The sequence below is a fragment of the Promicromonospora thailandica genome (assembly GCF_024171955.1).
Lineage (GTDB): Bacteria > Actinomycetota > Actinomycetes > Actinomycetales > Cellulomonadaceae > Promicromonospora > Promicromonospora thailandica.
In genome coordinates this window covers 1-24,787 of record NZ_JAMTCS010000015.1, presented here as the reverse complement: position 1 = coordinate 24,787, position 24,787 = coordinate 1, and the positions used below count along the sequence as shown (strand labels likewise).

Sequence of the window (24,787 nt, the reverse complement as noted above, 5' to 3'; positions counted from 1 at the left end):
ATCGCCCTCTACGATCGCCCTCTACGATCACTGGGGCACCCGCCGCCGCGGAGGCCGGACGGGTACGACGAGGGCAGGGAGCACGGTGTGGTGGAGGCGCTCGGCGCGCAGGACCCGCGGGAGGTCGGACCGTACGCGATCGAGGCACACCTCGGGGGCGGCGGCATGGGCAGCGTGTACCTGGGGCGCTCGCGCTCCGGGCGGCCCGTCGCCGTCAAGCTGATCCGGCCCGAGCTGGCCGAGGACCCGGCGTTCCGCGCCCGGTTCCGCCGCGAGGTCGCCGCCGCCCGGCGCGTCGGCGGCTTCTGGGCGGCCCAGGTGGTGGACGCCGACACCGAGGCCGACCAGCCCTGGATGGCTACCGCCTACGTGGCGGGGCCGTCCCTGCAGGAGGCCGTCGCCACCGAGGGTGCCCTGCCGGCCTCGGTGGTCCGCACGCTGGGCGCCACCCTCGCCGAGGGGCTCGCCGCTATCCACGCGCAGGGCCTGGTGCACCGCGACCTCAAGCCGTCCAACGTGCTCCTGGCCGACGACGGCCCGCGCGTGGTCGACTTCGGCATCGCGCTGGAGCACGACGCGACGGCCCTCACCGGCGCCCGGTCGATCGGCACGGCGCCGTACATGTCGCCCGAGCAGGCGCGCGGCCACGACGTGACCGCGGCGTCCGACGTCTTCTCCCTGGGTTCCGTGCTGGTCTTCGCCAGCACGGGGCGCGGCCCGTTCGGCGGCGGGGCGGCCCACGATGTCGCACGCCGCGTGGTCGAGGACGAGCCGGACCTCGCCGGCGTGCCCGCCGGCCTGCGCGACCTGGTCGCCGCGTGCCTGGCCAAGCGACCCGAGGACCGGCCCGCGCCGGCCGACGTCGTGGACCGGCTCGCCGACGCCGCGGGCACCGGCTGGGAGCTGCCCTCCGGGGTGGTCGCCATGATCGCCGCACGCAGCGCCGCCGTCGGGGGCGCCGAGGCGGGCGTCGTGGCCGTGACCCCGCACGACGCGGACGCGACGGAGGTGGTCGACGAGGTCACCCCCGACGCCGGGGGCACGGCCGCGCTGCCCGCCGCCGCGCAGGGGACGTCGCGGCCGTGGTGGCGGACACCGCTCGCCCGCTGGGGTGCCGTGGGCGTCGGTGCGGTGGTCGTGGTCCTGGTCGCGAGCCTGGTGGTGACCGGACTGCGCACGCCGGTGCCCGGTGGCGCGGGCGGCGGCGCGTCGGGCGGCCCGCTGGGCAACATGGCGCTCACCGCACCCGACGAGACGCACGAGATCACGCTCGAGGTCACCGCCACCGGCGCGGACGTCGCCACCACGGAGGTGGGCGTGCGGTACGACGGGCGGCTCGGGCCCACGGCCCTCGGCGACTCGTTCCGCAGCGCCGAGGACATTCTGGAGACCGACCCCGACAAGATGTACACGGCGGTCGAGGTGCCCTGGACCAGGACCCTCACGGCCCGGGGCACCGCGGAGGGCGCCACCATCACGCTGACCGCCGAGGCCGGCTGGCGGGACCGGACCGCGATGATCGTGGACCGGGCGGACGTCGCCGTCTCGTGCCGCATCCTGATCGACGGCGAGGTGGTCGTCGAGGAGGACGGCCAGGTCAACGTCGGCTGCATGCTGCTGCCCGACGAGCTGCAGGAGCAGGTGGACACGATGACGAAGGAGACCGAGGAACGGCTCCGGCGCCAGCAGGAGCAGTTCGAGGAGGACTGGGCGAAGCAGATGGACGAGCTGCCCGAGCCCGGCACCCCCGAGTACCAGGAGTGGCTCGAGGACCTGGCCGGGAGCGCGGGCTCGTGATCGGGTCCCTGCGGGCGGGCGACCCCGCACAGGCCGGGCCCTACGTGCTGCTGGGCCGGCTCGCGGCGGGCGGCATGGGCCAGGTGTTCGTCGGCCGGTCGCGCGGCGGCCGCGTGGTCGCCGTCAAGGTGATCCACCCCGGGCTGGCCGCCGGGGACGAGTTCCGGGTGCGGTTCGCGCGGGAGGTCGACGCCGCGCGCCGCGTCGGCGGCTACCACACCGCCGAGGTGGTCGACGCCGACGCCTACGCCGAGCGGCCCTGGATGGCGACGGCGTACGTGCCCGGCCCCTCGCTGCACGAGGCCGTGACGCGCAACGGCGTGCTCGGCACGCAGGCCGTGCGGGCCCTCGGCGCGGGGCTCACCGAGGCGCTGGACGCCATCCACGCCGCAGGCCTGGTGCACCGGGACCTCAAGCCCGCCAACGTGCTGCTGACGGCCGACGGGCCCCGCGTCATCGACTTCGGCATCGCCCGTGCGGTCGAGGCGACGTCGGTGACCACCTCGGGCGACGTGCTCGGTACGGCCGCCTACATGTCGCCCGAGCAGGTGCGCGGCCAGGAGGCCGGCCCGGCGTCCGACGTGTTCGCCCTCGGGTGCGTGCTGCACTTCGCGGCCACGGGCCGCTCGCCGTTCGGCGGGGGCCCGACCGAGGCCGTCGTCTACCGCGTGGTGCACGAGGAAGCGGACCTCGGGGAGGTCCCCGAGACGCTGCGCGACCTGGTGGCCGACTGCCTGCGCAAGGATCCTGCCGCCCGGCCCGCGGTGGGCGAGGTGCTCGACCGCCTCAGCCCGGCGTCCGGCGGGGTGGTGCCGTGGCAGCTGCCGGCGGGCGTCGGCCCGCTGGTGGCCGAGCGGGCCCGCGAGCTGGCGGAGCTCAGGTCGCGGGACGGCTCGCCGGTCACGGAGGTGCTCGGTGAGGCGGGGGACGGCGGCTCGGGGACCCGCGTGGACGCCGTGCCCGTCACGCGCGTCGGCGACGATGCGCACCGCGCCACGACCGCCCGGCCCGCCCCACGGCGCCGGGTTGGTGTGCGCGGGGCCGGCGTGCGCTGGGCCGCCGCGGCCGGCGCGGTCGCCCTGCTCGTCGCGGGCGCGTCCTGGCTGGTCCCGCTCCTGCGCGACGACGCCGACACGGTCGCGAGCGGTACGTACAGCCTGTCGGGCGAGCCGCTGGAGGCCGCGGACGCGCCGCACACCGTCGAGATCGAGATCGTGACCCCGAGGGCGGGGGAGGTGGTGCAGGTGACGTACGCGGGCGTGGTCAGCACCACCGACGACGGCGGCACCCAGCAGGGTCAGCAGACCAACGGCGAGGGGTTCACCGTGCGCACGCCGTGGACGGGGCGCCTGCCCGTCGAGTCGCAGCTGCTCTCCCTGACGGTCACCGCCCAGGGCGAGGCCGAGGACATCACCTGCCGGATCGCCCTCGACGGCGAGCCGGCCGCCGAGGGGACGGCGTCGTACAGCTCGGCGTGCGGCGTGCCTGTCGACACCTCGACGATCCTCGACGGGCTGTTCTGAGCGCGGCTCGGCTCACCCCTCAGGCCACCGAGTACCGCGCGACCGCGGTGGCCACCGCCTCGTCGACGGCGTGCTCGACCTCGGCGGGCGTGGGGTCCCAGCCCACCACCATGAGGCGGGGCCAGAAGGCGTAGCCGCCGACCATGCCCAGGAAGTTGGACGCGGCCAGGACGGCGTCGTCGACGCGCGCGGTGCCGGCGGCGTGCTCGGCCCGCAGGTAGTCCTCCAGCTCCCGGAAGAACGGCATCTTGCCGGTCTCGAACTGGGTCTGCGCCACCTGCGGGAAGCGCGGCATCTCGGCGATCACCAGGCGGTACAGGCCCACCATCTCGGGCCGGGACATGAGGGCGGCGTACCGCCGGCCGTAGGTGCGCAGGCCCCGGGCCAGGTCGCCGGGTTCCGGGGTGTCGCGGTCGTCCGACGTCGCGGCCCACTGGTGGGTGACCACGGCCTCGAACAGGCTCGCCTTGGTGGGGAACTGCTTGAACAGGGTGGCCCGGGAGACCTCGGCGTCCTGCGCGACCCGGGCGAGCGAGGCGCCCGCGTAGCCGTCGGCCATGAAGAGGCGGGTCGCCGCGTCGAGGATCGCGCCCCGCTTCTGCTCCGCAAGCTGCTGGTGGTAGGTGCCCGTGCCTGTCGCCATGTGCCCATCATGCCGGAGCGTGCCGACCTGTGAGGTGAGTCGCTTGACTCACAACCTAACAGCGCCTACCGTGGGTGGTGAGTCGATCGGCTCGCACCCTGTTGAGAGGACACACTGATGGACGAGGCGGTACGGAGCGCGATCGCGATCACCCCGGCGGCCACGACCCGGCAGCGCATCGTGGACATCACGACCACGGGGCGGCGCACGGGGCTGCCCCGGCGCATCGAGATCTTCTTCTACCACGTGGCGGGGCGGACCTACCTGTGCAGCGGCACGGTGGACCGGCCGAGCTGGTACGTGAACCTGGTGGCGCGGCCCGCGTTCACCTTCCACCTCAAGCACGGCGTCCGGGCCGACCTGCCGGCCACGGCGCGCCCCGTCGTCGACGACCAGGAGCGGCGCGCGGTGCTCACCGAGATCGTGGCCGACCTGAACCAGCCCGCCAACCCGGGGCACCTGGCCCAGCCCGTCGACCTGGAGGACTGGGTGCGGCGCTGCCGCCTCGTCGAGGTGACGTTCGCCGGGTGACCCGCTCGCCGCGCCCAGCGCGCGGTGCTGGGTCAGGATGTCGGCATGGCGCACGCTCCCTCGCACGGCTCGGCGGGCCCCGCCGCGCCCCGGACCACGTTCTTCCTGGTCACGATCCTGGTGTCGGCGCTGCTCGCGACCCTGGCGGGCCTGTGGCTGCTGTGGCCGAGCGCCGCGGACGTGCCCGACCGGGTGCCGGCGCGGGCCGAGGGTACGTCGTTCGTCGACGTCACCGTGACGGGTTCCGCGGACCCGGCCACGGGCAGCATCCCGGTGGAGCTGCCCGGCGGCGCGGAGTCCCGGATGCAGTCGCCCGGCCCGTCGGTGCCGCTCTCCGAGGGGGACCGCATCACCGCCGTCGACATCTCCGCGGTGGCGCAGCCCGGCGTCGACCCGCTCGTCTTCCTGGACTTCCAGCGCGAGCTGCCTGTCGCGCTGCTCGCGGTCGCCTACGCCCTGGTGGTGCTCCTGGTGGCGCGGTGGCGCGGCCTGGCCGCGATGGCCGGCCTCGGGCTCGCGTTCGTGGTGCTCCTGGGCTTCACCCTGCCGGCGCTGCTCGCCGGGCAGCACGCGCTCGGCGTGGCGCTCGTGACGGCCAGCCTCATCATGTTCGCCACGCTGTACCTGGCGCACGGGCTGTCCGCGCGGACGTCGACGGCGCTGCTCGGCACGCTCGTCGGCCTCGCGCTGACGGCAGGCATCGCCGCGTGGGCGTCCGGGGCCGCGCAGATCACCGGCACCACCGACGAGGCGTCCGCGTTCCTGCCCTCCAGCGCGCCCGGCGCGGACCTGCGCGGCATCGCGCTGTGCGGCATCGTGCTGGCCGGCCTGGGCGTGCTCAACGACGTGACGATCACGCAGGCCTCGGCCGTGTGGGAGCTGCGCGCCGTGGCGCCCGCCGCCTCGCGCGCCGAGCTGTTCGCCTCGGCGATGCGGATCGGGCGCGACCACATCGCCTCGACCGTCTACACGATCGCCTTCGCCTACGTGGGCGCCGCGCTGCCGCTGCTGATGATGGTCTGGCTCGTGGACCAGTCGCCCGTCGCGGCCCTGACCTCGGGGGAGATCGCCGAGGAGGTGGTGCGCACCCTCGTGGGGTCGATCGGGCTCGTGCTCGCCATCCCGGTCACCACGGCCATCGCGACGCTCACCGTGCCCGGTCCGGTACCGGGTGCGGGGTTCGCGGCGGACCCCGACCCCGGGTCCGATCCCGAGCTCCTCTCACCGGTGGCACAGTCGTGGGCGCCGTAGAGTGCCGGTGGCACGAGAGGAGAACGGCATGCGAGCGGTGGTCTACGACAGGTTCGGCGGCCCGGAGGTGCTGCACCTGGGCCAGGTCCCGGAGCCCGAGGCCGGGCCCGGCCGGGTCCGGGTGCGGGTCGAGGCGGTGGGCCTGAACCCGTTCGACGGCACGGTCCGGTCCGGGGCGATGGAGTCTGCGTTCCGCACCCGCCTGCCGGGGGTGCCGGGGCTCGAGGTCGCCGGGGTGGTCGACCAGGTGGGCGACGGCGTCACCGGGGTCGCCGTCGGCGACCGGGTCATGGGCTGGACCAGCCGCGGCGCCGCGGAGCTGGCCGTGCTGAAGCGGTGGGCGCGGGTGCCCGACGGCGTCGACCCGGCCCAGGCGGCGGCGCTGCCCGTGGCGGGCGAGGCGGCGCGGCGGGCGCTGCGCATCCTCGCGCCGCGGCCCGCCGAGACCTTGCTGGTGCACGGTGCGAGCGGCGGCGTCGGGGGGATCGCGACCCAGCTCGCCGTCGCGGCGGGCGTGCGCGTGGTGGGCACGGCGTCGGCCGCCCGCCAGGACCGCGTCGCGGGCTTCGGGGCGACGCCCACGACGTACGGGCCGGGGCTGGTGCGGCGCGTTCGGGCGCTGCTGGCGCTCACCGGCACGGCGCCCGCGGTCGACGCGGTGCTCGACGCCGCCGGCGCGGGCGTGCTGCCCGACAGCATCGAGCTGCGCGGCGGCACCGACCGGGTGCTGACCCTGGCCGACCCCGAGGGCCCCGCGCTGGGCGTGGAGCTCTCCGAGCGGGCCGAGCCGTCGTCGGACGACCTTGCCGATCTGGCCGCGCTCGTGGCCCGCGGCGAGGTGAGCGTGCCGGTGGCCGCAGTGCTGCCGCTGGCCGAGGCCGCCCGCGCGGCGGAGCTGGTGGACGGCGGCCACGCGGGCGGCAAGGTCGTGCTCGTGCCCACCGGGCCGGGCGACGCACGGTGAGCCGGGTCTGGTTCGTGACCGGCGCGGGACGGGGCCTCGGGCGCGCGATCGCGACGGCGGCGCTGGAGCGCGGCGACCGCGTGGCCGCCACGGCGCGGGACCCGCGGGCGCTGGACGACCTGGTCGCGGCGCACCCGGACGCCGTCGTGCCGCTGCGCCTGGACGTCACCGACGCCGCCGCGGCCGGTGCCGCCGTCCGGGCCGCCGTCGCGCGGTTCGGACGCATCGACGTGGTGGTCAACAACGCCGGTCACGGCCTGTTCGGGTACGTCGAGGAGATCACCCCGGCCCAGCTGCGCGAGCAGCTCGAGGTGAACCTGCTCGGGGTGCTGCACGTGACCCAGGCCGCGCTGCCGGTGCTGCGGGGGCAGGGCTCCGGGCACCTGGTCCAGGTGTCCAGCTCCAGCGGCGTGGCCGCGTGGCCCGGGCTCGGCGGGTACAGCGCGTCCAAGTGGGCGCTGGAGGGGCTGTCCGAGGCGCTCGCGCAGGAGGTCGCGGGCTTCGGCGTGCACGTGACGATCGTGGAGCCCGGGCCGGTGGACACCCAGTGGCGCGGCGAGTCCGCGGTGCGGGCCGAGCCGCTGCCCGCCTACGGCGCGCTGCGGGCCGCCGCCTGGCACCCGCCCGGCTCGTCGACGCCGGAGGCGGTGGCCCGCGTGGTGCTCGCCGTGACCGACGTCGACGACCCGCCCCTGCGCGTGCTCGTGGGCGACCTCGCCGTCGACGCCGTGCTGCCGATCACGCGCGAACGGATTGCGGGCTGGCTGCGCTGGGAGGACCTGGGACGGTCCGCGGGCTGACGGCGTCTCAGAGGACCGCCCAGCCGAGGAGCCCCGCCGCGACCACCACGGCCCACGGTGGAGCCGACCACGTCGTGAGGGCCACGAAGGCCGCGACGACGAGCGCGAGCGCGACCATCGGGTCGTCCGCGGCGAGCACGCCCCGGGTGAACACCGGGTCGTACAGCGCGGCGCCCAGCAGCCCCACCACGCCCGCGTTGACGCCCGCCAGCACGCGCCGGGCCCGGGGCGCGCGACGCAGCCGCTCCCAGAACGGGAGCGCCCCCACCACCAGCAGGGCCGACGGCAGGAAGACCGCCACCAGCGCCGTCGCGGCGCCCACCAGGCCGGTCGGCCCGGACGTCGTCACGGCGCCCAGGTAGGCCGCGAACGTGAACAGCGGGCCGGGAACCGCCTGCGCGGCGCCGTACCCGGCGAGGAACTGGTCGTGCGGCACCAGGCCCGTGGCCACCGTCTCGGCCTGCAGCAGCGGCAGCACCACGTGCCCGCCGCCGAACACCAGGGAGCCGGCACGGACGAAGAGGTCCGCGAGCCGGGCGAGCCCGTCCCCGGTGGCGGCCACGAGCAGGGGCAGGGCCACGAGCAGCGTGGCGAGCAGGGCCAGGCAGACGACGGCGGCCCGCCGCCCGACCGGCACGGCGAACGGCTCGTCACCGGGCGGGTCACCCGCGGCGCCACCGCCCGGGAGCCACAGCAGACCCGCCACGCCCGCCAGCACGATGACGCCGACCTGAGCCACCGCCACCGGCAGCCCGGGCACCGCGGGCGCGAGCAGCGTCGCGACCATGGCCGCGGCCCCCAGGGTCGCGCGGCGTGCGTCCGGCGCCAGCGTGCGCCGCATGCCGAGCACGGCCTGCGCCACGACCGCCACGGCCGCGGCCTCGAGCCCGCCCAGCCACCCGCTCCCGGCCGCGTCCCCGCCGGCGAGCACGCCGTACGCGAACGCGACCAGCAGCACGGCCGAGGGCAGCGTGAACCCCGCCCACGCCGCCAGCAGCCCCCGGAGCCCGGCACGGCGCAGCCCGATCGCCATCCCCACCTGGCTCGACGCCGGGCCGGGCAGGAACTGGCACAGCGCGACGAGGTCGGCGTACGCACGGTCGCCGAGCCAGCGCCGGCGGACCACGAAGGCCTCGCGGAAGTAGCCCAGGTGGGCCACCGGCCCGCCGAACGACGTCAGGCCCAGCCGCAGGAAGACGGCGAACACCTCGCGGGCCGTGCCGGGGGGAGTGGTCACACCCCGGACCGTACCGGGCCCGGGGTCTCGCGTCCCCCGTGCCGCGGCGCTCATCGTGTCGCGACGCCTTTCGTGTCGCGATGCCTTTCATGTCGCGATGTCTTTCATGTCGCGGTGCGACGCGACCGCATACCCTGCCGCCATGGCACAGGACGCGCACCAGTCCGGATCTCAGCAGCCCGGATCTCAGCAGCCCGGATCACGGCGGCCCGGCCACGAGATCCAGGCCGAGCTCGAGGCGGCCCAGCAGGCGGTCGCCGAGCACCGGCGCCTGAGCGGCCGGCTGGAGTCGGCCCGCGCCGCGCTCGCGACCGCCGAGAAGGGCCTGGCGCGCGCCACGGAGGCGCTCGCGGGCGAGGCCGCCGATGTGCGCCGGCTCGAGGAGCTCAGCCCCACCCTGATCTGGGCGACCCTGCGCGGCGACCGGGACGAGCGCCTGGAGGCCGAGCGCGCCGAGCAGCGTGCCGCCGAGTACCAGGTGGCCGCCGCGCGGCGTGCCGTCGCCGTCGCGGAGCGCGAGAGCGCCGTCGTCGCCGCCGACCTGGCCGGGCTGGGCGACGTCGGGGCACGGCGGGACCGGGCCCTCGCCGCGAAGGAGTCGTGGGTGGTCGGCTCCGGCGCCGACGGTGCGCGCGAGCTGACCGGTCTGGCGGCGGAGGTCGGCGCGGCGCGCGCCGAGCTCACCGAGGTGCGGGAGGTGGTCGCCGCCGCGGACGTCGCCGGCGCGGCCTTGGCGGGCGCCCGGAAGCACCTGGACAGCGCGAGCGGCTGGGCCGCCTACGACACCTTCGGCGGCGGGGGCTTCGTCGCCGACCTGGTGAAGCGCGAGAAGATGGACCAGGCCGTCGCCCTGATGCGCACCGCCGACGAGGCGCTGCACGCCCTGGCACGCGAGCTCGGCGACCTGGGCCGCGACGGTGTCGGCGGCATCGGCGTCGACGGCCTGAGCGCCACGTTCGACGTGTGGCTCGACGACATCTTCAGCGACTGGTCGGTCATGAACCGCATCAACGAGGCCCGTGACCGGGTCCGTGCGGCGCAGGTCGCCGTCGGCGGCGTGCGCCAGGGCGCCGCCGACCGGGCGGCCGCCCTGGAGGCCCGCCTCGGCGAGCTCGGCGCCCGCCGCGAGCACCTCCTGACCGGTGCGTGAGGCCGCCGGGCCGGACCAGCCCGCCGTACCGCGTCGCGCACCGGGTGACGGGCGACAGCTCCAGGCCGAGCTGGACGCCGCCGCCGAGGCGGTGGCGGAGCACCGCGCGCTCGCCGAACGGTTCGGTGTGCTGCGGTCGGCGCTCGACGGGTCCCGCACCGAGCTGACGGACGCCGCGGCCGCGCTGGACCGCGCTACGGCCGGGATCAGGCGGCTCGGGCGACCCGTTCCCTCGACGATCCTGGCCGTCGTCCGTGGCAGGCGCGCGGCGCTGCTCGCGGACCGTCGCACCGAGCAGCGGGCGGCCGAGGCGCGCGCGGCGGCGGCCCGCACCGCGATCGCCGACCGGGAGCGCGAGATAGCGGCCGTGCGCGCGACCCTGCGGGGTCTCGGCGACGTCGACGCCTGGTACGCCGGCGCGCTCGCGGCCGCGGAGGCATGGTCGATCCAGACGGCTTCGCCCGCCGTCCCGGAGCTGCGCCGCCTGGCGGACGCGTCCCAGGTGCTGCGCCGTGAGCTCGCCGAGCTGGACGAGCTGTCCGCCACAGCGGACCGTGCCCGGACGGCGTTGGTCGGCGCGCTGGGGCACCTCGACGACGCGTGGGGACGGGCGCAGGCCGAGCGGCGTGCCCGGACGCGGCGGTTCAGGAGGAGCCCGATCCTCCTCACCGACGGGCGCAAGGCTGACCAGATGGACCAGGCCGCCGGGCTGATGCGCAAGGCCGGGGAGTCACTGCGCGAGCTGGCCAGGAAGATCGACGGGGTGGGCCACGACCGGGCGGACCGGCTCGCGGCCGTTCAGTTCCTCGGTCCGTTCGACTTCCTGTTCGACACCGCGGTCCTCCACCGCTTCTTCGTCGACGGTGCGTACGACGCCGGTGACCGGGTACATGACGCCCTGGACGCCGTGGACCGGGCACAGGCGGCCGTCACGGTACGCAGCGTCGAGGTGGCCGGCCGGCTCGCGGACCTCGACCAGCGCCGTGAGCGCCTCCTGACCGGTCCGTGACCGGTCCTCACCCGGTACGGCTAGCCGTCCTGCCAGCCCGGCAGCAGGCGCTCCAGCGCGTCGGCCAGCGGGACCGACTCGCCGTCCTTGCCGCCCGCCCCGAGCGTGAGGGGCGGGCGGGCCGGCTCGGGGCGCGTGCCGCGTACGCGGTCCAGCAGGTTCAGCGGCGCGGTGAGCACGTAGAAGCCGCCGTCGGTGCTCACCGCGGCGCTGCGGTCCACGCGCAGGTACCAGCCCCGCAGGCCGGTGCGCGCCGTCCCGCGGCCCCCGTACCCCCGCACCACCAGGGGTTCGGGCTCGAGTTTCGCGGCGTGCGCGGCGGCCGTGAACCGCCGCAGCATGTCCTCGGCCCGGGTGTGCTCGGCGTCCTGCCGCGCCCGCAGGCGCTCCGCCTGCACCCGGACCGCCTCCGCCCGCCGTCCTGCCCACTCGTCGTCGCGCATGCCGGAAGTCTCGCACCCGCCGGCGGCTGCGCGTGTCAGTGGTGGTGCCGCCCGCCGGGTGCCACCGCCGCGGCGCCCGGGCGGCCCCACTGGACCGCGGGGCGGCCGCCGTGACCGATCCCGGCGCCGGTCTCGTCGGCCCGCCAGAACCAGCCCGGCGCACGACCCTCGGGCCAGCCCGCGGGGGAGTCCTGCCACGCCTCGCGGCGGCCGCGCGCCGTCATGTCCAGCAGGGACAGGGCGGGCATGGTCGCCTCCGCGCCCCGGCCCGTGACGGTGTTGGTGAGGAACACCCTCTCGCCCTGCCGCAGGAAGCACGTCCACGTGCCGAAGTCGCCGCCGGACAGCACCTCCTCGGCCGTGTCCCGCACCGAGTACCAGTGCTGCGGGTAGCCCATGAACTCGACGAAGGGCGCGAGCTCGGGCCAGGGCGCCCGCGCGACCACCCCGAACGACACGCCGCGGGCCGTCAGGTAAGCCGGGTCCTGGACCGCCCAGTAGGTCATGGTGCAGCCCTCGCACTGGTTCTCGAACGGCTCGCCGGCGTGCCACATGTGCTTGTAGAGCACCAGCTCCTCGCGCCCCGCGAACAGGTCCAGCAGGGTCGTGGGCCCCTGCGGCCCGACGACGACGGCGCCCGCGTCGACCTCGGTCATCGGCAGACGCCGGCGCGCCGCGGCGATCGCGTCCCCCTCGTGCGTGTGCGCCTTCTCCCGCACGAGGAGCTCGTCGCGGGCGGCCTGCCAGGCGGCGCGGTCGACGACGGGCGGGACGGCGGTGGTCTCAGCTGTGGTCATGGTGGTCTCCTCGCTGGGTCGGCTCGACGGGCGGGTCACCCGTACGGACGACGACCCGTGCCGGAGCTCATCGGTCGCCGCACACCTTCGACGAACGAGCCGCGCCGAGATCGACACCCCACGCCTACCGCAGGGCGGCCGCGACGATCTCCAGCGCCTCCGCCCGGCCGATGCCGAGCCCCTGGACGGTCGCCGCGTAGCGGGCCGCCGCCTCCTGGGCCCGGGCCAGCCGCTGGTCGCCGGCCGCGCTGACGAACGTGCCTGCCCGGCCCCGCGTCTCGACCAGGCCCGCGGACTCAAGCTCCCGGTAGGCCCGCGCCACCGTGTTGACCGCGATGCCGAGCTCGGCCGCCAGGGCCCGGACCGTCGGCAGCCGCGTGCCGACGGGCAGCGTCCGGTCCGCCATCTGCTGGGCGAGCGCCGTGCGCACCTGCTCGAACGGCGGGACCGGGGAGTCGGCGTCGATGCTGATCACGTCCGCCACCCTACAAGCGGTGCCACCAGCGGGGGTGGCCGGAAAGTTCACCCGCTGGTAGACATGGGGGCCAGGTCAGACAAGTAGGACATAACTGGAGCATTGGGGGCTGCCATGTCGACGTTCTACGAGATCACGGACGACGAGGGGAACGTGCTGGAGGTGCTCGGCAGCGACGACCAGCCCGCGGGCGAGGCGCCGGGGGAGTACCCGACGGGCGAGCCCGCCGCGGTACCTCAGGCCGCCGTAAGCATCGCCTCCCGCGCCTCCTGGGGTGCGCGCTACCCCGACGGGGACCTGACCCTGACCGGCCCCGCCGTCGAGGTCTTCCTGCACCACTCCGTGACGGCGCAGCTCTCGCCCGACGCGAGCATCGCCGCGGAGGCCGAGCAGATGCGGGCGCTGGAGAGCGTCGGCCAGTCCCGGTTCGGCACCGGCATCTCCTACAACGTGGTCGTCTTCCCCTCCGGGCGGGCCTACCAGGGCGTGAGCTGGAACCGCCGCGGCACCCACACGGGCGGGCGCAACAGCACCGCCCGGTCCATCTGCCTCGCGGGCAACTACGAGACCAGCCAGCCGACGGCGGCGCAGGTCTCCACCGCCGCCGCCATCTACGGCGAGGGCAAGGGCCGCTGGTGGACCAGCGCCGCACCGCTCTACGGTCATCGCGACGTCAAGGCCACCGCGTGCCCCGGCCGGCACGCCTACGCCCGCCTCGACGACATCCGCACCGGCGACGGCTCCACGCCGCCCAGCCCCGGCGAACCCGGTGGCCTCGTGGTCGACGGCGCCTGGGGCTCGGCCACGACCCGGCGCCTCCAGCAGGAGCTGGGCACCACCGTCGACGGCGTCGTCTCCTCCCAGAGCGTCGTCTGGCGCGACCGCAACCCCGGCCTCACCACCGGCTGGCGCTGGGTGGCCGACGCCCAGGGCTCCCGCGTCATCGCCGCCCTCCAGGCCCGGATCGGCATGCCCGGCGGTCAGCGCGACGGCAAGATCGGCCCGCAGACGATCAGCGCCCTGCAGCGCTACCTCGGCACCCCGGTCGACGGTGTGATCTCGCGGGAGTCACGCGCCGTCATGGCCCTGCAGCGACGGCTCAACGCCGGACGGGTCTGACCCGTCGCCCGGCCGGCGGGGCGGTGGGTGTCGGTGCCTCCGGATAGTGTCGCGTCCATGACCGACGCCGCCCAGCACCCCGCCACCGTCACGCCGGCCGACCGCGCAGTGCCCAGCCCTACGACCAGCCCCGTACCCGAAGCGGTGCCGCTGGGCGCCGCGCCCCGCCCGGTCGACGGCGCCGACCTCGCCGCCCGCGTCCGCGAGACGCTCGCCCAGGAGCTGGGCGAGCGCGTCGCCGGGCTGGACCGGGCCACCGTCACGACCGTGCTCGACGGCGCGGACGTGACTTCGGCGCGGATCGACCTGTCGGGCGTCGTGGTGCGGTTCGACGGCACACCGGCGGCGCCCGGTCCGGGGCAGGTGGGCGCGGGAGGGTCGGTGGCCTGGCGGCCCGACGTCGTCCGCCGGGAGCCCGCGACCCTCCGGCACGTCCGGCTGGACGCGCACCGGCTCGTCGTGGTGGACCTGCCGGTCGACGTGACGGCCGAGCTGTCCGGGCTCCGCTTCGACTGGGTCGAGGGCGCCGACGGCCGGGTGGGCGCCGAGCCGGTCGAGCCGTCGGCCGAGCACCCGGTCTCGGGGCACGCCCGGGTCGCCGTCGACAAGGACGGCCTGGTCGCGACCGTGCGGGGCATCCTCGCGGTCGTGCTGCTGCAGCAGGGCATCACGCTGACCGGCCTCGACCTGGACCTGACCTCCACCGGACCGCGCTCGGCCACCCTGCGGGTCGACGCCGCGATCAAGAAGGGCATCTTCCTGTCGGCGCGCGTGCAGGCCACGGCGTCGGTCAGCGTCGACGCCGACATGGTGCTGGCGGTCCGCGACGTGCAGCTCACCAGCGGCAACCCCCTCGTGGCGGCGCTGCTGGGCACCGTCAAGGGCCGGGTGGACGCGGCCACCGCGCGCGACATCGACCTGGGGGCCCGGCTCCCGGAGGGCGTCCGCCTGGCCGACGTCCGGCTGGACGTCGGCCAGGAGCTGACGCTGACGGCCCGCCTGGCCTGACGTGCCCGGTCTGAGGTTCGACCTGAGGTTGAGGGTTGACGACCCTCGACCTCAGGTCGAGGGTCAGAACGGGTACGTCACGTACGCCCGGTCCAGAGGCTCCGGGATGCGGAAATAGCTCGCGACCAACCCCGCCGGGTCGGTCGCCAGAGCACCACGACCCGGCACGTCGTCGCCGTCGTCCCACCCCCAGGGGGCGTTCGCGGAGTTCTGCGTGCACGAGATCCCGCCGTCGCCGCAGCTGCCCGAGGCGTCACCCGCGAACGTACCCGGGCTCGCGAACAGCGCGGCGTCGGCACGGTGCGCCCACAGGCCACCCGGTGCGTGGACGTCCACCAGGCGGTAGGACACGTCCCGGTCGTCCGGGTGCTCCGGCACCTCGGCGCGGTCCCCCGGGTGGTAGACCACGCCGTCGCCCACGATGTCGTAGCCGCCGCGTGCCTTGAGCCCGTGACCCTTGGCCTCCTGCGCGGTGGCCGGGCGCGCCAGGCCGTCGTGCGGGCTCGCCACCATCGGCAGCGTGCCGTCCAACGACTCGCCGCCGGCACCCCACGTGCTGCCCTGTGGCGTCCAGGAGTAGAAGTCGCGGTGCGCCACCGTCACCGCTGCCCGCAGCACCCCGTACGGTGACCCGTCCTTCTGGACCGCCACCATGACGCCCTCGGCGTCGTTCTCGTGCTCCGTGTCGAAGATCGAGTCCGACCAGTCCCGCGGGTGGAAGAACATGTACGTCACGAACCAGTGGGTGCTCGTCTCCAGCACCGAGTAGTACGCGGTCGCGGCCAGCGGCTGGCCGCCGGTGTGCTCCCAGTTGTTGCGGGCGTCCAGGTCGCCGTCGAAGTCATACGCCGCGATGTAGTCCGAGCGGCCGCCGAGGGCGTTGGTCCCGGTCTGGTCCACGTCCTGGTGGTGAACGGGTGCCCACCGCTGCGCCACCGCGGCGGCGCTCGCTGCCGTCGCTGCCGTCCCCGCTGCCGCCCCCGGCGCGGCCGTCCCCGCCGCCGCGATCGCCAGGACCGCGGCCGCCGCTGCCGCGCCGACCGTCCTGCGTACCCCTGTGCTCATGCCGTCCTCCTCGAGTCGGTGTGCCGGACAGCACGCTCCACCGGGGGTATTACCGGCAGACAGCCATCGCATGGCGGTCGGATGACCATCCGGCCATCTGCCCGGTGCATGTCGAGCGCCTGTCCGACCTGGGGGACCTGACGCCGCTCATCGAGACCACGACGAGCGCCGAGCCCGCCGCGGTGTACGAGCGGCTGCGGGCCCGGTGGGGCAACGTGGCACCCGTGCTGCTGGAACCGGGCGTGCCCTGTTCTCGCCGGACTCGCGCACCTGGGCCCTGCTGCGCGACGGTACGGTCACCGCCCGGTAGGCCGGCCGCACCCGGCAGCCGGGTCGCGTTCGGTCGCCACGGGTCAGGCGGCCTGCTCGGCCAGGAAGTCCGTGACGAGCTCCGTGACCTCGTCGGGGCGCTCCAGGCTGGGCAGGTGCCCGGCCCAGCCGAGCTGCACGTGCTTGGCGCCGGGCAGGTGCCCCGCGAGGTGGCCGGCCACGGCGCGGAAGTGGTCGAGGTCCTGGCCGCCCGAGACGATCAGGGTGCGGGCGGTGACGGCGTCGAGGTCGATCTCCGGGCCGGGGTTCTGCCGCACGTCGTCGCCCGCGCCGAGCTGGACCTCGAACGCGTGCCGCTGCATGGTGCGGACCAGTGCGCGCGCCTCGTCGTCGGCCTCGGGCCCCACCCACGTGGCGACGTTGAGCTCGGTGGCGCCCTCGACGTCGCCGGCCTCCAGGAGGGCGTCCTCGCGGCGCACGAAGCGCTGCAGGGAGCGGGTGGCCGGCAGCTCGAAGGCGGCGTTGACCAGCACCAGGTGCGAGACGCTGTCGGGCCAGGCGGAGGCGACCTGGAGGGCGACGTTGCCCCCGAAGGAGGCGCCGACGATCGCCACGCGGCTCTCGCCCAGCGTGTCGAGCAGGGCCCGCACGTCACCCGCGTCGTCGTACGGCTCGTCGGTCAGGGGCGTGGCGCCGTAGCCGCGCAGGTCGCACCGGATCACCCGGTGCGTGCGGGCGAGCGCGGCCACCTGCGGCTCCCACATGCGGGAGTCGGCGACGCCGGCGTGCAGGAGCAGCACGGCGGGGCCGGAGCCGGTGGTGTCGTGGCTGAGGATCATCGGGCGACGGTAGCGGCGACGGCCCCGAGACGGCCAGCGCATAGGTGGACTCCCGAGGGGGCGACGGATAGGATCGAACACATGTACGAAACCTCGGAAGGTCAGGTGCCGGGCGGTCGCGTCGCGTCCCCGGTCGAGGCGGCGTTCGCCGCGCTCGTCGACGAGCTGGTGGCCGGCTCCCGCGTCACGTACGCACCGGCCACGGAGAGGGCGGTGCACTACGCCGGCCACGCCCACGGTGCACCCCGGCGGCACCGGCGCTTCGTGCTGCGCGCCGGTACCGACCTCGACGACCCTCGCTGAGGTCGGCGGTCACGTCACAGGACCACGGCGAGCACGGCGGCCACCACCGCCAGCGCGATCCCGACGAGGGCGAACGTGCTGGCGGTGGCCGCCTTCTTCGCCGCCGCGCCGGCCGCCTGCCGCGCCTCGTCCGCTGCGGTGGCCGCGGCGTCCGCGGCGGCCTGCGCGCTCGACGCCGCAGCGCGCGCGGCGTCGAGGTCGGTCCGCAGGGCGCCCGTGGTCGCGGTGAGCTCGTCGAGCCGCCCGCGCAGCCGGTCCGACTCCTCGCGTGCCGCCGTGACGGCGCGGTCGGCCGCGGCGTCCGCGTGCTCCCGGGCCTGGGCGAGGGCCTGCTCGACGGCCTGTGCGACCGCCTGCTCGAGCGCTTCGGCCTGCTTCGTGCGGACGGACGCGACCTCCCTGGTCACCAGCTCGCGCAGCTCCGTGCCCTGCTCCTTGAGGGAGATGGTCAGCTCGGCACGGACCTCCTCGGGCGTGAGGGGCTTGTCCGGCTTGGCGAGGTAGGCGTCCGCCCACGTGCGCCGCGACCGGCCCCGGCCGGCCGCACCGTCGACGACCGCCTCCTTCTCCTCGTCGGTGAGCCGGTCCAGCGCCTCGGCGGCGGCCTTGACGGCGGGCGGCGTCTCGACGGGAGTCTTGGCACCCTTGCCACCCTTCGGCGTCTGCGCGGTCATCTGGGCACGCTTCCCCTCGGACGTCCCCTCGGGCGGGGTGGCCGCAGCCACGGCGGCGGCGTAGTCGGCGTCGTCGCTGTCGCTCGACGCCGACTCGGGAATCTTGATGGGCTTGGTCAACAGGGCCCGCAGGCGGTCCATGCGCTCGGTCTTCTCGCCGCCCTCGCTCGCCGGGGCGTCGCTGTCGCTGCTCATGGGGGAAACGTACTGCTCTGCCCGTTGTAGGTCGACTACCACGCGTGGAGTGGCGTCTTGACGGGCGTCCTGCGCGAACCTAGCTTCGAGTGAAGGTTCACGTAGATCGGGAGGATCTCATGCCGGACCCGGGTCTCGAGAAGCTGATGCGCGCCAACCTGCTGGAGGTCTTCGGCGAGCGCGACGCCGCTCGCCGGGCGGAGGCGATCCGCCGGACGTACACCCCGGACGTGGTCTTCGCCGACGTGGAGGGCCGGGTCGAGGGGCACGAGGCGCTCGACCTGAAGGTGCGGGAGATCCTCGACGGAGCGCCGGGTCTCGTGTTCCGGCCGGACGGCGACTTCTACCAGGTCCAGGACATGGGCTACCTGGCGTGGGCACTCGGACCCGAGGGGGCGCCCCCGGTCGTCCGCGGGACGGACATGGGCTTTGTCCGCGACGGACTGCTCGCGAAGGTCTACACCGTCCTGTTCCGCTGAACCGCTGGGGCCCCGGCGACGACCGAGGTGGTCCCGAGCGCTGACCGACGGCTCAGTTGAGCCGGACGCCGTGGTCCTTCAGCGCCTCCAGCAGCGGCTGGTGGAACGAGACGCCGCCCGAGGCGCAGTCGCCGCTGCCGCCCGAGGTGATGCCCAGCCCGGTGGTGCCCGAGTACAGCGGCCCGCCGGAGTCGCCCGGCTCGGTGCAGATGTCGGTCTGGATCATGCCGTACATCGTGTCGCCGCCCTCGTACTTCACCGTGACGTCGAGCGCGGTGACCTTGCCCCAGTGCTTCCCGGTGGTCGAGCCGTTCCGGGTGGCCTCCTGGCCCACGTGGGCCTTGCCCGCGCTGAAGCCGCCGGGCCGCTGCATCGAGTCGTTCTCGTACCGCACGAGCGCGTAGTCGTTGCCGGGGTACTTCGCGTCGACGGTGGGTCCGACCAGCACGGTCAGGCCCTCGTCGGCGTACCAGGTGCCGACCTCGTCGCCGCAGTGGCCCGCCGTGAGCAGGTAGTCCTTGCGGGCGGTGTGCACGTTGAACCCGACGGAGCAGCGGTAGTCCGGGCCGTGGATGGCGTCACCGCTGCCGAGTGCGGGCCGCAGCGGGCCCGGCGCCTCCCGGATCGTGACCGCGTCGGGCGTGCCCCCGGCGGCGTCGCGCAGGCGGTCGCGGTCGGCCGCGGACACCGGGGAGCCCACCGTCACGACGACCGTGCCGCGCTCGTCGTCGGTGTACCAGGCGATGTTGTCGACGCCCGTCGCGTCGACGGCCGCGCTCACCTGCCCGAGCTCGGCCGCCGTCGGGCCGTCCGGCCGTGCCGAGGACGGCGGTCCGGCCAGGGTGGACACGGCGGACACGCTCAACGCGAGCCCGGCGACGACCGCGGTCAGGCGTGCCCGGCGGGCGGGGCGGTTCTCGGGGCGGGGTGTGTGCCTCATGGCTACCTCCTGGGGAGAGAGGCGTGCGTCCAAGTGGTCCTTCGAACGTAGCCCCGGCCCCGAGGACTCGCGGCGTGCGGCGCAGACCGCGCATTCCGCGCGGGTGAACCGACCCGGTGCCAGACTGGGCGAAACCGGCCCGACACGCCCCGCCTACGCCCCGGAGACCCCATGCGCCCCACCGCCGTCGCGCACGGCCCCGTGCCCGGCGACCTGGTGCGGGCCGCCACCGCGGTCAGCGTCGTCGTCGCCGTGCCGGTGATCGGCGGGGTCGCGGGCGCCCTGCTGTTCCTCGTGCTCGGCGGCACCGTGGTGCCGCGGGCGCTCGGCCTGCCGACGGGGCTCGACCTCGCCTTCGGCGGCAGCCTCCTGTTCGCCGCCTGGGCGGCGCTGCTCGGGTGGTACGACGCCGTCCCGTGGCTCGACCTCCTCGTCCACGCCGTGTGCACGGGCCTGGTGGCCGCCGTCGGCACGGTCGCGCTGGTGCGCGGGCGCGTCACGGGCGCCGCGCTGGTCGCGCTGACCACCGCGGTCGGCGCGCTCGGCGCGGTGCTGTGGGAGCTGGGGGAGTGGGCCGGGCACACCTTCCTCGACGACGACATCTTCGTCGGGTACCAGGACACGGTCGGCGACCTCGCGTTCGGCCTGCTCGGCGCCCTGACCGCGGGGATCGTGCTCGCCGCCCGGCCCACGGAGGCCGGCCGTGGCTGACACGGCGCCCGGGTCACGGCCCGGGACAGCGCCGCCGGCGCTGACCGTCTCCGTCGTCGTCCCCGTGCGCGACGACGCCGCGGCCCTGGACGTCTGCCTGTCCCTGCTCGCGCGCCAGAGCATCGCGCCGCTGGAGGTCGTCGTGGTCGACAACGCGTCGTCCGACGGCTCGGCCGCGGTCGCGCACCGGTGGGGCGCCGTCGTCGTCGCCGAACCGCGCGTCGGCATCCCGGCCGCCGCCGCGGCCGGGTACGACGCCGCCAAGGGCGACGTCATCGCGCGGCTCGACGCCGACTCGCGGCCCGGCCCGGACTGGGTGCGCACCGTGGTGGAGCGGATGTCCGAAGACCCCCGGCTGGATGCCCTCACAGGCACCGGCCTGTTCCACGACGCGCCGCGCGGCCTGCGCACGGTCCTGTCCGTCGGGTACCTGGGCGCGTACTACGTGCTCGCCCACCTGGCGCTCGGGCACACCGCCCTGTGGGGGTCGTGCATGGCGGTGCGCGCGGACGCGTGGCGGGCGGCGCGCGCCGACGTCGTCCGCGACGACCCCGAGGTGCACGACGACCTCGACCTGGCGTTCCGGCTCGGCCCGGACCGGCGCATCCGCCTGTGCCGCACCTGGCGGGTGGGGGTCTCGGCCCGCAGCCTGCGCGGACGGCGCCAGCGCCGCCGGCGGCTCGACCGCGCCTGGCGCACCCTCCACCTCAACTGGCGGGTGGCGCCCCCGTGGGCGCGGTGGTGGCGCGCGGTCGCGGGCTGACCATCACCGACATCTCACCGGACCAGGAACCCAGGCTCCGAGCAGCCGGATCCGGGGAGCGGAGGCTCACGCCAGGCGTGGGATGCCCTCGTACGCCCGCAGGTCGTGCGCCGGCACCACCCGGGTGCCCGGACCCAGGGCACGCACGCGGTCCAGGTCCCGGCGTACCTGCCCCGGGTCGCTGTCCGCGAGCAGCCGCATGAGCAGCGGGCGCTGCGCCCCACGGGTCACGCCCTCGAGCTGCCACGCCAGGTCGCCCACGAACGCGTACCGCACGCCCGCCCCCGTCGTCACGAGCACGACGACCGACCCGGACGTGTGCCCGGGCGCCGGCACCACGACGATCGCGCCGTCACCGTACAGGTCGTGCGCGGCGGGGAAGCCGAGGTGGGCGGGGCCCCCGAACTCGTAGGTGCGCACCTCGCGGTCCGCGACGACCTGCCGGAACACGGCGTCGCCGCGGCTGTGCTCCGCGTACCGCAGCTCCTGCGCGGTCACCAGCACCGGCACGTCCAGCGAGTCGAGCCCGCTCACGTGGTCCCAGTGCGAGTGGGTCAGCAGCACCCCGGCCAGCCGCGCCCGGTCGTACCCCGCGGCGTCCAGCTGCTCGCTCACGGTCGCCCCGAGCGTGTGGGGCGAGCGGCGGTAGGGCGGCAGCGACCGGATGTGCTCCTCGGCGCGCGCCCCGAAGCCGGCGTCCACGAGCACGTCCCCGCGCGGGTGCCGCACGAGCACCGCCGTCGCCGCGAACTGCCGGCGCTCGCGGAAGGAGCCGCCGCGGAAGGCCAGGGCGGCTGGGGTCTCGTACGTGCCGGTGGGCAGCTGGTGCACGGTGACGGTCGTGTCGACCGCGGCATTGATGGTCATGGCGGCCAGTATTGAACTAGCCGTCTGAAAGTGTCAACGGCGTCCAGCAGGTCGTAGGATCGCGCCCATGGCGAGCGAGACCGAGGAGGCGCTGGACCCGCGCGTGGTCCGGACCCGGCGCGACGTCGTCCGCGCGACCGGCGAGCTGCTGGTCGAGGACGGCTGGGACGCCGTCACCCACGCGGCCGTGGCCCGGCGGGCCGGGTACGCGAAGGCCACCGTCTACGCCCACTGGCCCACGCGGCTGGACCTGGTCGAGGCCGCCGTCGAGCTGATCTGCGACGAGGCGGACCACCCCGCCGCCACCGGGGACCTGCGCGCCGACCTGCGCGCCGCGCTCGCGGACTTCGCGGACGACCTCACGCACGGGCACCTGGACCGGCTGCTCGCGGGCGTCGTCGAGCACGCGAACGAGGGCGACGTGGTCGCGCGCCTGCGCACGCGCCTCTACGAGACCGGGACCGCCGGGATGCGCGCGGTCCTGGCCGCCCACGTCGCCCGGCGCGACGTGGAGCCCGCGCTCGCGCTGCTGACGGGGTCGGTGCTCGTGCTGGTGACGTTCGAGGGCAGGCGGGTCGACGCGGCGGTGCTCGACGACCTCGTCGAGCGGGTGCTCGCGTCCACGACGCCGGCGGGCTCAGCCGACGGCTGACCGGCGCAGGCCCGCGACCAGCAGGTCGACGAGCCGGCCGGCGTCGTACCCCGGGTCCTTGTCGGCGCCGATGCACAGGTTGCCGATGCCGTGCATGAGGTTCAGGGCGCTGACGTCCGTCTCGATCTCCCCGGCGGCCGCGGCGGCGTCGAGCAGGCTCGCGCACACCGGCACCAGCCGGTCGAGGAAGTAGCCGTGCAGGGCGGCGAAGCCGGCGTCGTCGTCGCGCATCGCGCCCGCGAGCCCGTGCTTGGTGACGAGGAACTCGACGAAGAGCCGGACCCACCGGCCCAGCGCGGCGTGCGGCGTGGGCGCGGACTCGAGCAGGGCCGGCCCCGCGGCGGCGCACGCCTCGACCTGGTGCCGGTACACCGCGATCACCAGGTCGGCGCGCTGCGGGAAGTGGCGGTAGATGGTGCCCATCCCCACGCCTGCCTCGGCCGCGATCTCGCGCACGGGCGCCTGCACGCCGGACCGGACGAAGACGGCCGCGGCGGCCTCCAGCAGCGCCTGCTCGTTGCGCCGGGCGTCGGCACGCTTGCGCGGGGGAGCAGCCTGCTCGCCGGTGTCCTCCATCACAGGTCCTCTCTCGGGCACGCGTTGACAAGCGGAACAGCGCTCCGTATGTTGATCGGAGCGGCGTTCCGCTTAACAGTCTGGCACGGTTCGAAGGGAACTTCCATGAGCACAACGACACATGCGGCCACGTCCGCACCGATCGTCTCGGTCCGCCCGGTGGTGCTGCCCACGGCGGCGGACCGCGGCGAGGACCTCCGGGTGCGCGTCACCGCGCCGGCCGCGGGCACGAGCCTGCCGGTGATCGTCTTCTCGCACGGGTTCGGCGAGTCCCTGGACGGCTACGCGCCGCTGGTGGACCACTGGGCCGCGCAGGGCTTCGCCGTGGTCCAGCCGACGCACCTCGACTCGCGCACCCTCGGCCTCACGCCCGACGACGCGCGGTACCCGCGCATCTGGCGCCTCCGCGTCGACGACCTGCGAGCCGTCCTGGACCACCTCGACGCCGTGGAGGCCGCCGTGCCGGGGCTCGCCGGGCGCCTCGACCGCGACCGGATCGCCGTCGCGGGCCACTCCTGGGGCGGTCAGACGGCGAGCACCCTGCTCGGCGCGCGGGTCCTCGACGCCGACGGGCAGCCGGGCGAGGACCTGTCGGACGCGCGCGTCACGGCCGGCGTGCTGCTGGCGACGCCGGGTACGGGCGGCGACGACCTCACGCCCTTCGCGGCCGAGAACTTCTCGTTCATGAACCCGGACTTCGACGGCATGACGACGCCGACGCTCGTCGTGGCCGGCGACCAGGACAAGTCCGCGCTGTCCACGCGCGGCCCCGACTGGTTCGCCGACCCGTACCACCTGAGCCCGGGCAGCAAGGCCCTGCTCACCGTGTTCGGGGCGGAGCACTCGCTCGGCGGCATCCCCGGCTACCAGGTGACCGAGACGACGGACGAGAGCCCGGAGCGGGTGGCCCTGATCCAGCGGCTGTCCACCGCCTACCTGCGCACCGCGCTGCGCGTGGCGGACGACGCCTGGGCCGAGGCGGTCTCCGAGCTCGCCGACGCCGCCGACCCGGCGGGCCGCGTCGAGGTCCGCTGAGCCGACGGGTGCGGCTCGCCACGGGTGCCCGTGGCGAGCCGCGTCCGCTCGTCCGACGATGGTTCCGACGATGGCGCGGAGCGCGAGCCGGCGAAGGGGGAGCGGATGACGTTCTGGATCTGCAGCAGGTGCGGGGTGGAGCACGAGACGCGGCGGCCCGTGTGCGCCGTGTGCGCCGACGAGCGGGAGCTGGTCCCGCCGGACGGGCAGCACTGGACGACGTTGGAGGAGCTGGCCGCGGCCGGGCAGAGCATCGCCGTCGAAGAGCTCGAGCCCGACCTGTACGGCCTGACCACCGTGCCCGACGTCGGCATCGGCCCCACCGCCAAGCTCGTACGCACCCCCGCCGGCAACCTCCTGTTCGACGTACCCGGCTACCTCGACGACACCGCCGTGGCCGCCGTCCAGGACCTCGGCGGCCTGGCCTGCATCGTGGCCAGCCACCCCCACATGTACGGCGTCCAGGTCGAATGGAGCCGCCGCCTGGGCGGCGTGCCGATCCTGGTCGCCCAGGACGACGCCGACTGGCTGGCCCGCACCGACCCCGCCGTCCAGACCTGGAAGACCGACCTCCAGATCCTGCCCGGCATCACCCTGACCCAGCCCGGCGGACACTTCCCCGGCTCCACCGTGGCCCACTGGGCCGCCGGCGCCCAAGGCCGCGGCGTCCT

General features: G+C 75.6%; 28 protein-coding genes. 17 read left to right on the top strand and 11 right to left on the bottom strand.

Annotated elements, in window-relative coordinates; genetic code table 11:
- Window positions 1–87: 87 nt before the first annotated feature.
- Both APR03_RS21745 and APR03_RS21740 read left to right on the top strand, forming a co-directional pair.
- Window positions 88–1,797, top strand: a complete 1,710-nt coding sequence (locus APR03_RS21745) for a serine/threonine-protein kinase (protein ID WP_253839232.1) — start codon at window positions 88–90, stop codon at window positions 1,795–1,797.
- Window positions 1,761–3,320 (top strand): serine/threonine-protein kinase, encoded by a 1,560-nt coding sequence (locus tag APR03_RS21740; protein ID WP_253839230.1) that lies wholly within the window; start codon window positions 1,761–1,763, stop codon window positions 3,318–3,320. Before APR03_RS21745 ends, APR03_RS21740 begins: the two co-directional genes overlap by 37 nt.
- A gap of 19 nt (window positions 3,321–3,339) precedes the next feature.
- Here the strand turns inward: APR03_RS21740 and APR03_RS21735 are convergent, their stop codons facing one another.
- Window positions 3,340–3,963 carry a TetR/AcrR family transcriptional regulator gene (locus APR03_RS21735; protein WP_253839227.1) on the bottom strand — a complete coding sequence of 208 codons (624 nt, stop codon included), beginning with the start codon at window positions 3,961–3,963 and terminating at the stop codon, window positions 3,340–3,342.
- Between the two features lie 117 nt (window positions 3,964–4,080).
- Between APR03_RS21735 and APR03_RS21730 the strand changes: the two genes are divergently transcribed.
- From APR03_RS21730 to APR03_RS21715, 4 genes are read left to right on the top strand one after another with little or no spacing between them, the layout of a single operon-like run.
- A complete protein-coding gene (locus APR03_RS21730; RefSeq protein WP_253839225.1) occupies window positions 4,081–4,494 on the top strand; it encodes a nitroreductase/quinone reductase family protein in 414 nt (137 codons plus the stop codon).
- Between the two features lie 45 nt (window positions 4,495–4,539).
- Window positions 4,540–5,745, top strand: coding sequence for a YibE/F family protein (locus APR03_RS21725; protein WP_253839223.1), 1,206 nt, complete (start codon window positions 4,540–4,542; stop codon window positions 5,743–5,745).
- A gap of 28 nt (window positions 5,746–5,773) precedes the next feature.
- Window positions 5,774–6,709, top strand: coding sequence for an NADP-dependent oxidoreductase (locus APR03_RS21720; RefSeq protein ID WP_253839221.1), 936 nt, complete (start codon window positions 5,774–5,776; stop codon window positions 6,707–6,709).
- The gene (locus tag APR03_RS21715; RefSeq protein ID WP_253839219.1) at window positions 6,706–7,509 is read left to right on the top strand and encodes an SDR family NAD(P)-dependent oxidoreductase; all 804 of its coding nucleotides are present in this window, start codon (window positions 6,706–6,708) and stop codon (window positions 7,507–7,509) included. Before APR03_RS21720 ends, APR03_RS21715 begins: the two co-directional genes overlap by 4 nt.
- Window positions 7,510–7,516: 7 nt before the next feature.
- Here APR03_RS21715 and chrA read toward each other — a convergent pair whose 3' ends face one another.
- The gene (chrA, locus tag APR03_RS21710) at window positions 7,517–8,746 is read right to left on the bottom strand and encodes a chromate efflux transporter (RefSeq protein ID WP_253839218.1); all 1,230 of its coding nucleotides are present in this window, start codon (window positions 8,744–8,746) and stop codon (window positions 7,517–7,519) included.
- A 142-nt stretch (window positions 8,747–8,888) separates the two neighbouring features.
- Between chrA and APR03_RS21705 the strand changes: the two genes are divergently transcribed.
- Entirely contained in the window at window positions 8,889–9,896 is a 1,008-nt protein-coding gene (locus APR03_RS21705) for a hypothetical protein (protein WP_253839217.1), read from the top strand.
- Complete coding sequence (locus APR03_RS21700) at window positions 9,889–10,905, top strand: hypothetical protein (protein ID WP_253839216.1); 1,017 nt, start codon at window positions 9,889–9,891, stop codon at window positions 10,903–10,905. The genes APR03_RS21705 and APR03_RS21700 overlap by 8 nt, the downstream gene beginning before the upstream one ends.
- Before the next feature lie 20 nt (window positions 10,906–10,925).
- On the opposite strand, the gene APR03_RS21695 is transcribed toward APR03_RS21700, so the two are convergent.
- The 3 genes from APR03_RS21695 to APR03_RS21685 all read right to left on the bottom strand — a co-directional run bounded on the left by APR03_RS21695 (window position 10,926) and on the right by APR03_RS21685 (window position 12,629).
- Window positions 10,926–11,348 (bottom strand): hypothetical protein, encoded by a 423-nt coding sequence (locus APR03_RS21695; protein WP_253839215.1) that lies wholly within the window; start codon window positions 11,346–11,348, stop codon window positions 10,926–10,928.
- A gap of 35 nt (window positions 11,349–11,383) precedes the next feature.
- Entirely contained in the window at window positions 11,384–12,145 is a 762-nt protein-coding gene (locus APR03_RS21690) for a DUF899 family protein (protein WP_253839214.1), read from the bottom strand.
- Between the two features lie 124 nt (window positions 12,146–12,269).
- The gene (locus APR03_RS21685) at window positions 12,270–12,629 is read right to left on the bottom strand and encodes a GntR family transcriptional regulator (RefSeq protein ID WP_253839213.1); all 360 of its coding nucleotides are present in this window, start codon (window positions 12,627–12,629) and stop codon (window positions 12,270–12,272) included.
- A gap of 105 nt (window positions 12,630–12,734) precedes the next feature.
- Between APR03_RS21685 and APR03_RS21680 the strand changes: the two genes are divergently transcribed.
- Window positions 12,735–13,739, top strand: a complete 1,005-nt coding sequence (locus tag APR03_RS21680; protein ID WP_253839212.1) for an N-acetylmuramoyl-L-alanine amidase — start codon at window positions 12,735–12,737, stop codon at window positions 13,737–13,739.
- 57 nt (window positions 13,740–13,796) lie between these two features.
- On the top strand, window positions 13,797–14,747 hold the full coding sequence (locus tag APR03_RS21675) for a hypothetical protein (protein ID WP_253839210.1): 951 nt from the start codon (window positions 13,797–13,799) through the stop codon (window positions 14,745–14,747).
- 63 nt (window positions 14,748–14,810) lie between these two features.
- On the opposite strand, the gene APR03_RS21670 is transcribed toward APR03_RS21675, so the two are convergent.
- Together APR03_RS21670 and APR03_RS21665 are read right to left on the bottom strand one after the other, a co-directional pair.
- On the bottom strand, window positions 14,811–15,812 hold the full coding sequence (locus tag APR03_RS21670; protein WP_253839209.1) for a hypothetical protein: 1,002 nt from the start codon (window positions 15,810–15,812) through the stop codon (window positions 14,811–14,813).
- Window positions 15,813–16,165: 353 nt separating this feature from the next.
- Entirely contained in the window at window positions 16,166–16,921 is a 756-nt protein-coding gene (locus APR03_RS21665) for an alpha/beta fold hydrolase (RefSeq protein ID WP_253839208.1), read from the bottom strand.
- An 81-nt stretch (window positions 16,922–17,002) separates the two neighbouring features.
- On the opposite strand from APR03_RS21665, the gene APR03_RS21660 reads away from it, so the two are divergent.
- Entirely contained in the window at window positions 17,003–17,224 is a 222-nt protein-coding gene (locus APR03_RS21660; protein ID WP_253839207.1) for a hypothetical protein, read from the top strand.
- A 14-nt stretch (window positions 17,225–17,238) separates the two neighbouring features.
- Here APR03_RS21660 and APR03_RS21655 read toward each other — a convergent pair whose 3' ends face one another.
- On the bottom strand, window positions 17,239–18,093 hold the full coding sequence (locus tag APR03_RS21655) for a hypothetical protein (RefSeq protein WP_253839206.1): 855 nt from the start codon (window positions 18,091–18,093) through the stop codon (window positions 17,239–17,241).
- Window positions 18,094–18,212: 119 nt separating this feature from the next.
- Here APR03_RS21655 and APR03_RS21650 point away from each other — a divergent pair, with 119 nt between their 5' ends.
- Window positions 18,213–18,572: a nuclear transport factor 2 family protein gene (locus tag APR03_RS21650; RefSeq protein ID WP_253839205.1), complete on the top strand. Its 360-nt coding sequence runs from the start codon at window positions 18,213–18,215 to the stop codon at window positions 18,570–18,572.
- Window positions 18,573–18,624: 52 nt separating this feature from the next.
- On the opposite strand, the gene APR03_RS21645 is transcribed toward APR03_RS21650, so the two are convergent.
- Window positions 18,625–19,512, bottom strand: a complete 888-nt coding sequence (locus APR03_RS21645; RefSeq protein WP_253839204.1) for a S1 family peptidase — start codon at window positions 19,510–19,512, stop codon at window positions 18,625–18,627.
- A gap of 171 nt (window positions 19,513–19,683) precedes the next feature.
- Here APR03_RS21645 and APR03_RS21640 point away from each other — a divergent pair, with 171 nt between their 5' ends.
- Both APR03_RS21640 and APR03_RS21635 read left to right on the top strand, forming a co-directional pair.
- The gene (locus APR03_RS21640; RefSeq protein WP_253839203.1) at window positions 19,684–20,223 is read left to right on the top strand and encodes a DUF2238 domain-containing protein; all 540 of its coding nucleotides are present in this window, start codon (window positions 19,684–19,686) and stop codon (window positions 20,221–20,223) included.
- Window positions 20,216–20,986, top strand: coding sequence for a glycosyltransferase family A protein (locus APR03_RS21635; RefSeq protein ID WP_253839202.1), 771 nt, complete (start codon window positions 20,216–20,218; stop codon window positions 20,984–20,986). The genes APR03_RS21640 and APR03_RS21635 overlap by 8 nt, the downstream gene beginning before the upstream one ends.
- 66 nt (window positions 20,987–21,052) lie before the next feature.
- Here the strand turns inward: APR03_RS21635 and APR03_RS21630 are convergent, their stop codons facing one another.
- A complete protein-coding gene (locus APR03_RS21630) occupies window positions 21,053–21,853 on the bottom strand; it encodes an MBL fold metallo-hydrolase (RefSeq protein ID WP_253839200.1) in 801 nt (266 codons plus the stop codon).
- 67 nt (window positions 21,854–21,920) lie between these two features.
- Here APR03_RS21630 and APR03_RS21625 point away from each other — a divergent pair, with 67 nt between their 5' ends.
- Window positions 21,921–22,505, top strand: coding sequence for a TetR/AcrR family transcriptional regulator (locus APR03_RS21625; protein WP_253839198.1), 585 nt, complete (start codon window positions 21,921–21,923; stop codon window positions 22,503–22,505).
- Here APR03_RS21625 and APR03_RS21620 read toward each other — a convergent pair.
- Window positions 22,491–23,081, bottom strand: a complete 591-nt coding sequence (locus tag APR03_RS21620; protein WP_253839197.1) for a TetR/AcrR family transcriptional regulator — start codon at window positions 23,079–23,081, stop codon at window positions 22,491–22,493. The genes APR03_RS21625 and APR03_RS21620 overlap by 15 nt on opposite strands.
- Window positions 23,082–23,186: 105 nt before the next feature.
- Between APR03_RS21620 and APR03_RS21615 the strand changes: the two genes are divergently transcribed.
- Window positions 23,187–24,116, top strand: coding sequence for an alpha/beta hydrolase family protein (locus APR03_RS21615; protein ID WP_253839196.1), 930 nt, complete (start codon window positions 23,187–23,189; stop codon window positions 24,114–24,116).
- 105 nt (window positions 24,117–24,221) lie between these two features.
- A partial coding sequence (locus APR03_RS21610) for an MBL fold metallo-hydrolase (RefSeq protein WP_253839195.1) occupies window positions 24,222–24,787 on the top strand: 566 nt, incomplete at its 3' end.

Excerpts from the sequence above, each read along its gene's own strand:
- APR03_RS21735 (WP_253839227.1), bottom strand. The coding sequence starts at position 3,963 with ATGGCGACAGGCACGGGCACCTACCACCAGCAGCTTGCGGAGCAGAAG.
- APR03_RS21730 (WP_253839225.1), top strand. The coding sequence starts at position 4,081 with ATGGACGAGGCGGTACGGAGCGCGATCGCGATCACCCCGGCGGCCACG.
- APR03_RS21725 (WP_253839223.1), top strand. The coding sequence starts at position 4,540 with ATGGCGCACGCTCCCTCGCACGGCTCGGCGGGCCCCGCCGCGCCCCGG.
- APR03_RS21720 (WP_253839221.1), top strand. The coding sequence starts at position 5,774 with ATGCGAGCGGTGGTCTACGACAGGTTCGGCGGCCCGGAGGTGCTGCAC.
- APR03_RS21705 (WP_253839217.1), top strand. The coding sequence starts at position 8,889 with ATGGCACAGGACGCGCACCAGTCCGGATCTCAGCAGCCCGGATCTCAG.
- APR03_RS21695 (WP_253839215.1), bottom strand. The coding sequence starts at position 11,348 with ATGCGCGACGACGAGTGGGCAGGACGGCGGGCGGAGGCGGTCCGGGTG.
- APR03_RS21690 (WP_253839214.1), bottom strand. The coding sequence starts at position 12,145 with ATGACCACAGCTGAGACCACCGCCGTCCCGCCCGTCGTCGACCGCGCC.
- APR03_RS21680 (WP_253839212.1), top strand. The coding sequence starts at position 12,735 with ATGTCGACGTTCTACGAGATCACGGACGACGAGGGGAACGTGCTGGAG.
- APR03_RS21675 (WP_253839210.1), top strand. The coding sequence starts at position 13,797 with ATGACCGACGCCGCCCAGCACCCCGCCACCGTCACGCCGGCCGACCGC.
- APR03_RS21670 (WP_253839209.1), bottom strand. The coding sequence starts at position 15,812 with ATGAGCACAGGGGTACGCAGGACGGTCGGCGCGGCAGCGGCGGCCGCG.
- APR03_RS21665 (WP_253839208.1), bottom strand. The coding sequence starts at position 16,921 with ATGATCCTCAGCCACGACACCACCGGCTCCGGCCCCGCCGTGCTGCTC.
- APR03_RS21660 (WP_253839207.1), top strand. The coding sequence starts at position 17,003 with ATGTACGAAACCTCGGAAGGTCAGGTGCCGGGCGGTCGCGTCGCGTCC.
- APR03_RS21655 (WP_253839206.1), bottom strand. The coding sequence starts at position 18,093 with ATGAGCAGCGACAGCGACGCCCCGGCGAGCGAGGGCGGCGAGAAGACC.
- APR03_RS21650 (WP_253839205.1), top strand. The coding sequence starts at position 18,213 with ATGCCGGACCCGGGTCTCGAGAAGCTGATGCGCGCCAACCTGCTGGAG.
- APR03_RS21645 (WP_253839204.1), bottom strand. The coding sequence starts at position 19,512 with ATGAGGCACACACCCCGCCCCGAGAACCGCCCCGCCCGCCGGGCACGC.
- APR03_RS21640 (WP_253839203.1), top strand. The coding sequence starts at position 19,684 with ATGCGCCCCACCGCCGTCGCGCACGGCCCCGTGCCCGGCGACCTGGTG.
- APR03_RS21630 (WP_253839200.1), bottom strand. The coding sequence starts at position 21,853 with ATGACCATCAATGCCGCGGTCGACACGACCGTCACCGTGCACCAGCTG.
- APR03_RS21625 (WP_253839198.1), top strand. The coding sequence starts at position 21,921 with ATGGCGAGCGAGACCGAGGAGGCGCTGGACCCGCGCGTGGTCCGGACC.
- APR03_RS21620 (WP_253839197.1), bottom strand. The coding sequence starts at position 23,081 with ATGGAGGACACCGGCGAGCAGGCTGCTCCCCCGCGCAAGCGTGCCGAC.
- APR03_RS21615 (WP_253839196.1), top strand. The coding sequence starts at position 23,187 with ATGAGCACAACGACACATGCGGCCACGTCCGCACCGATCGTCTCGGTC.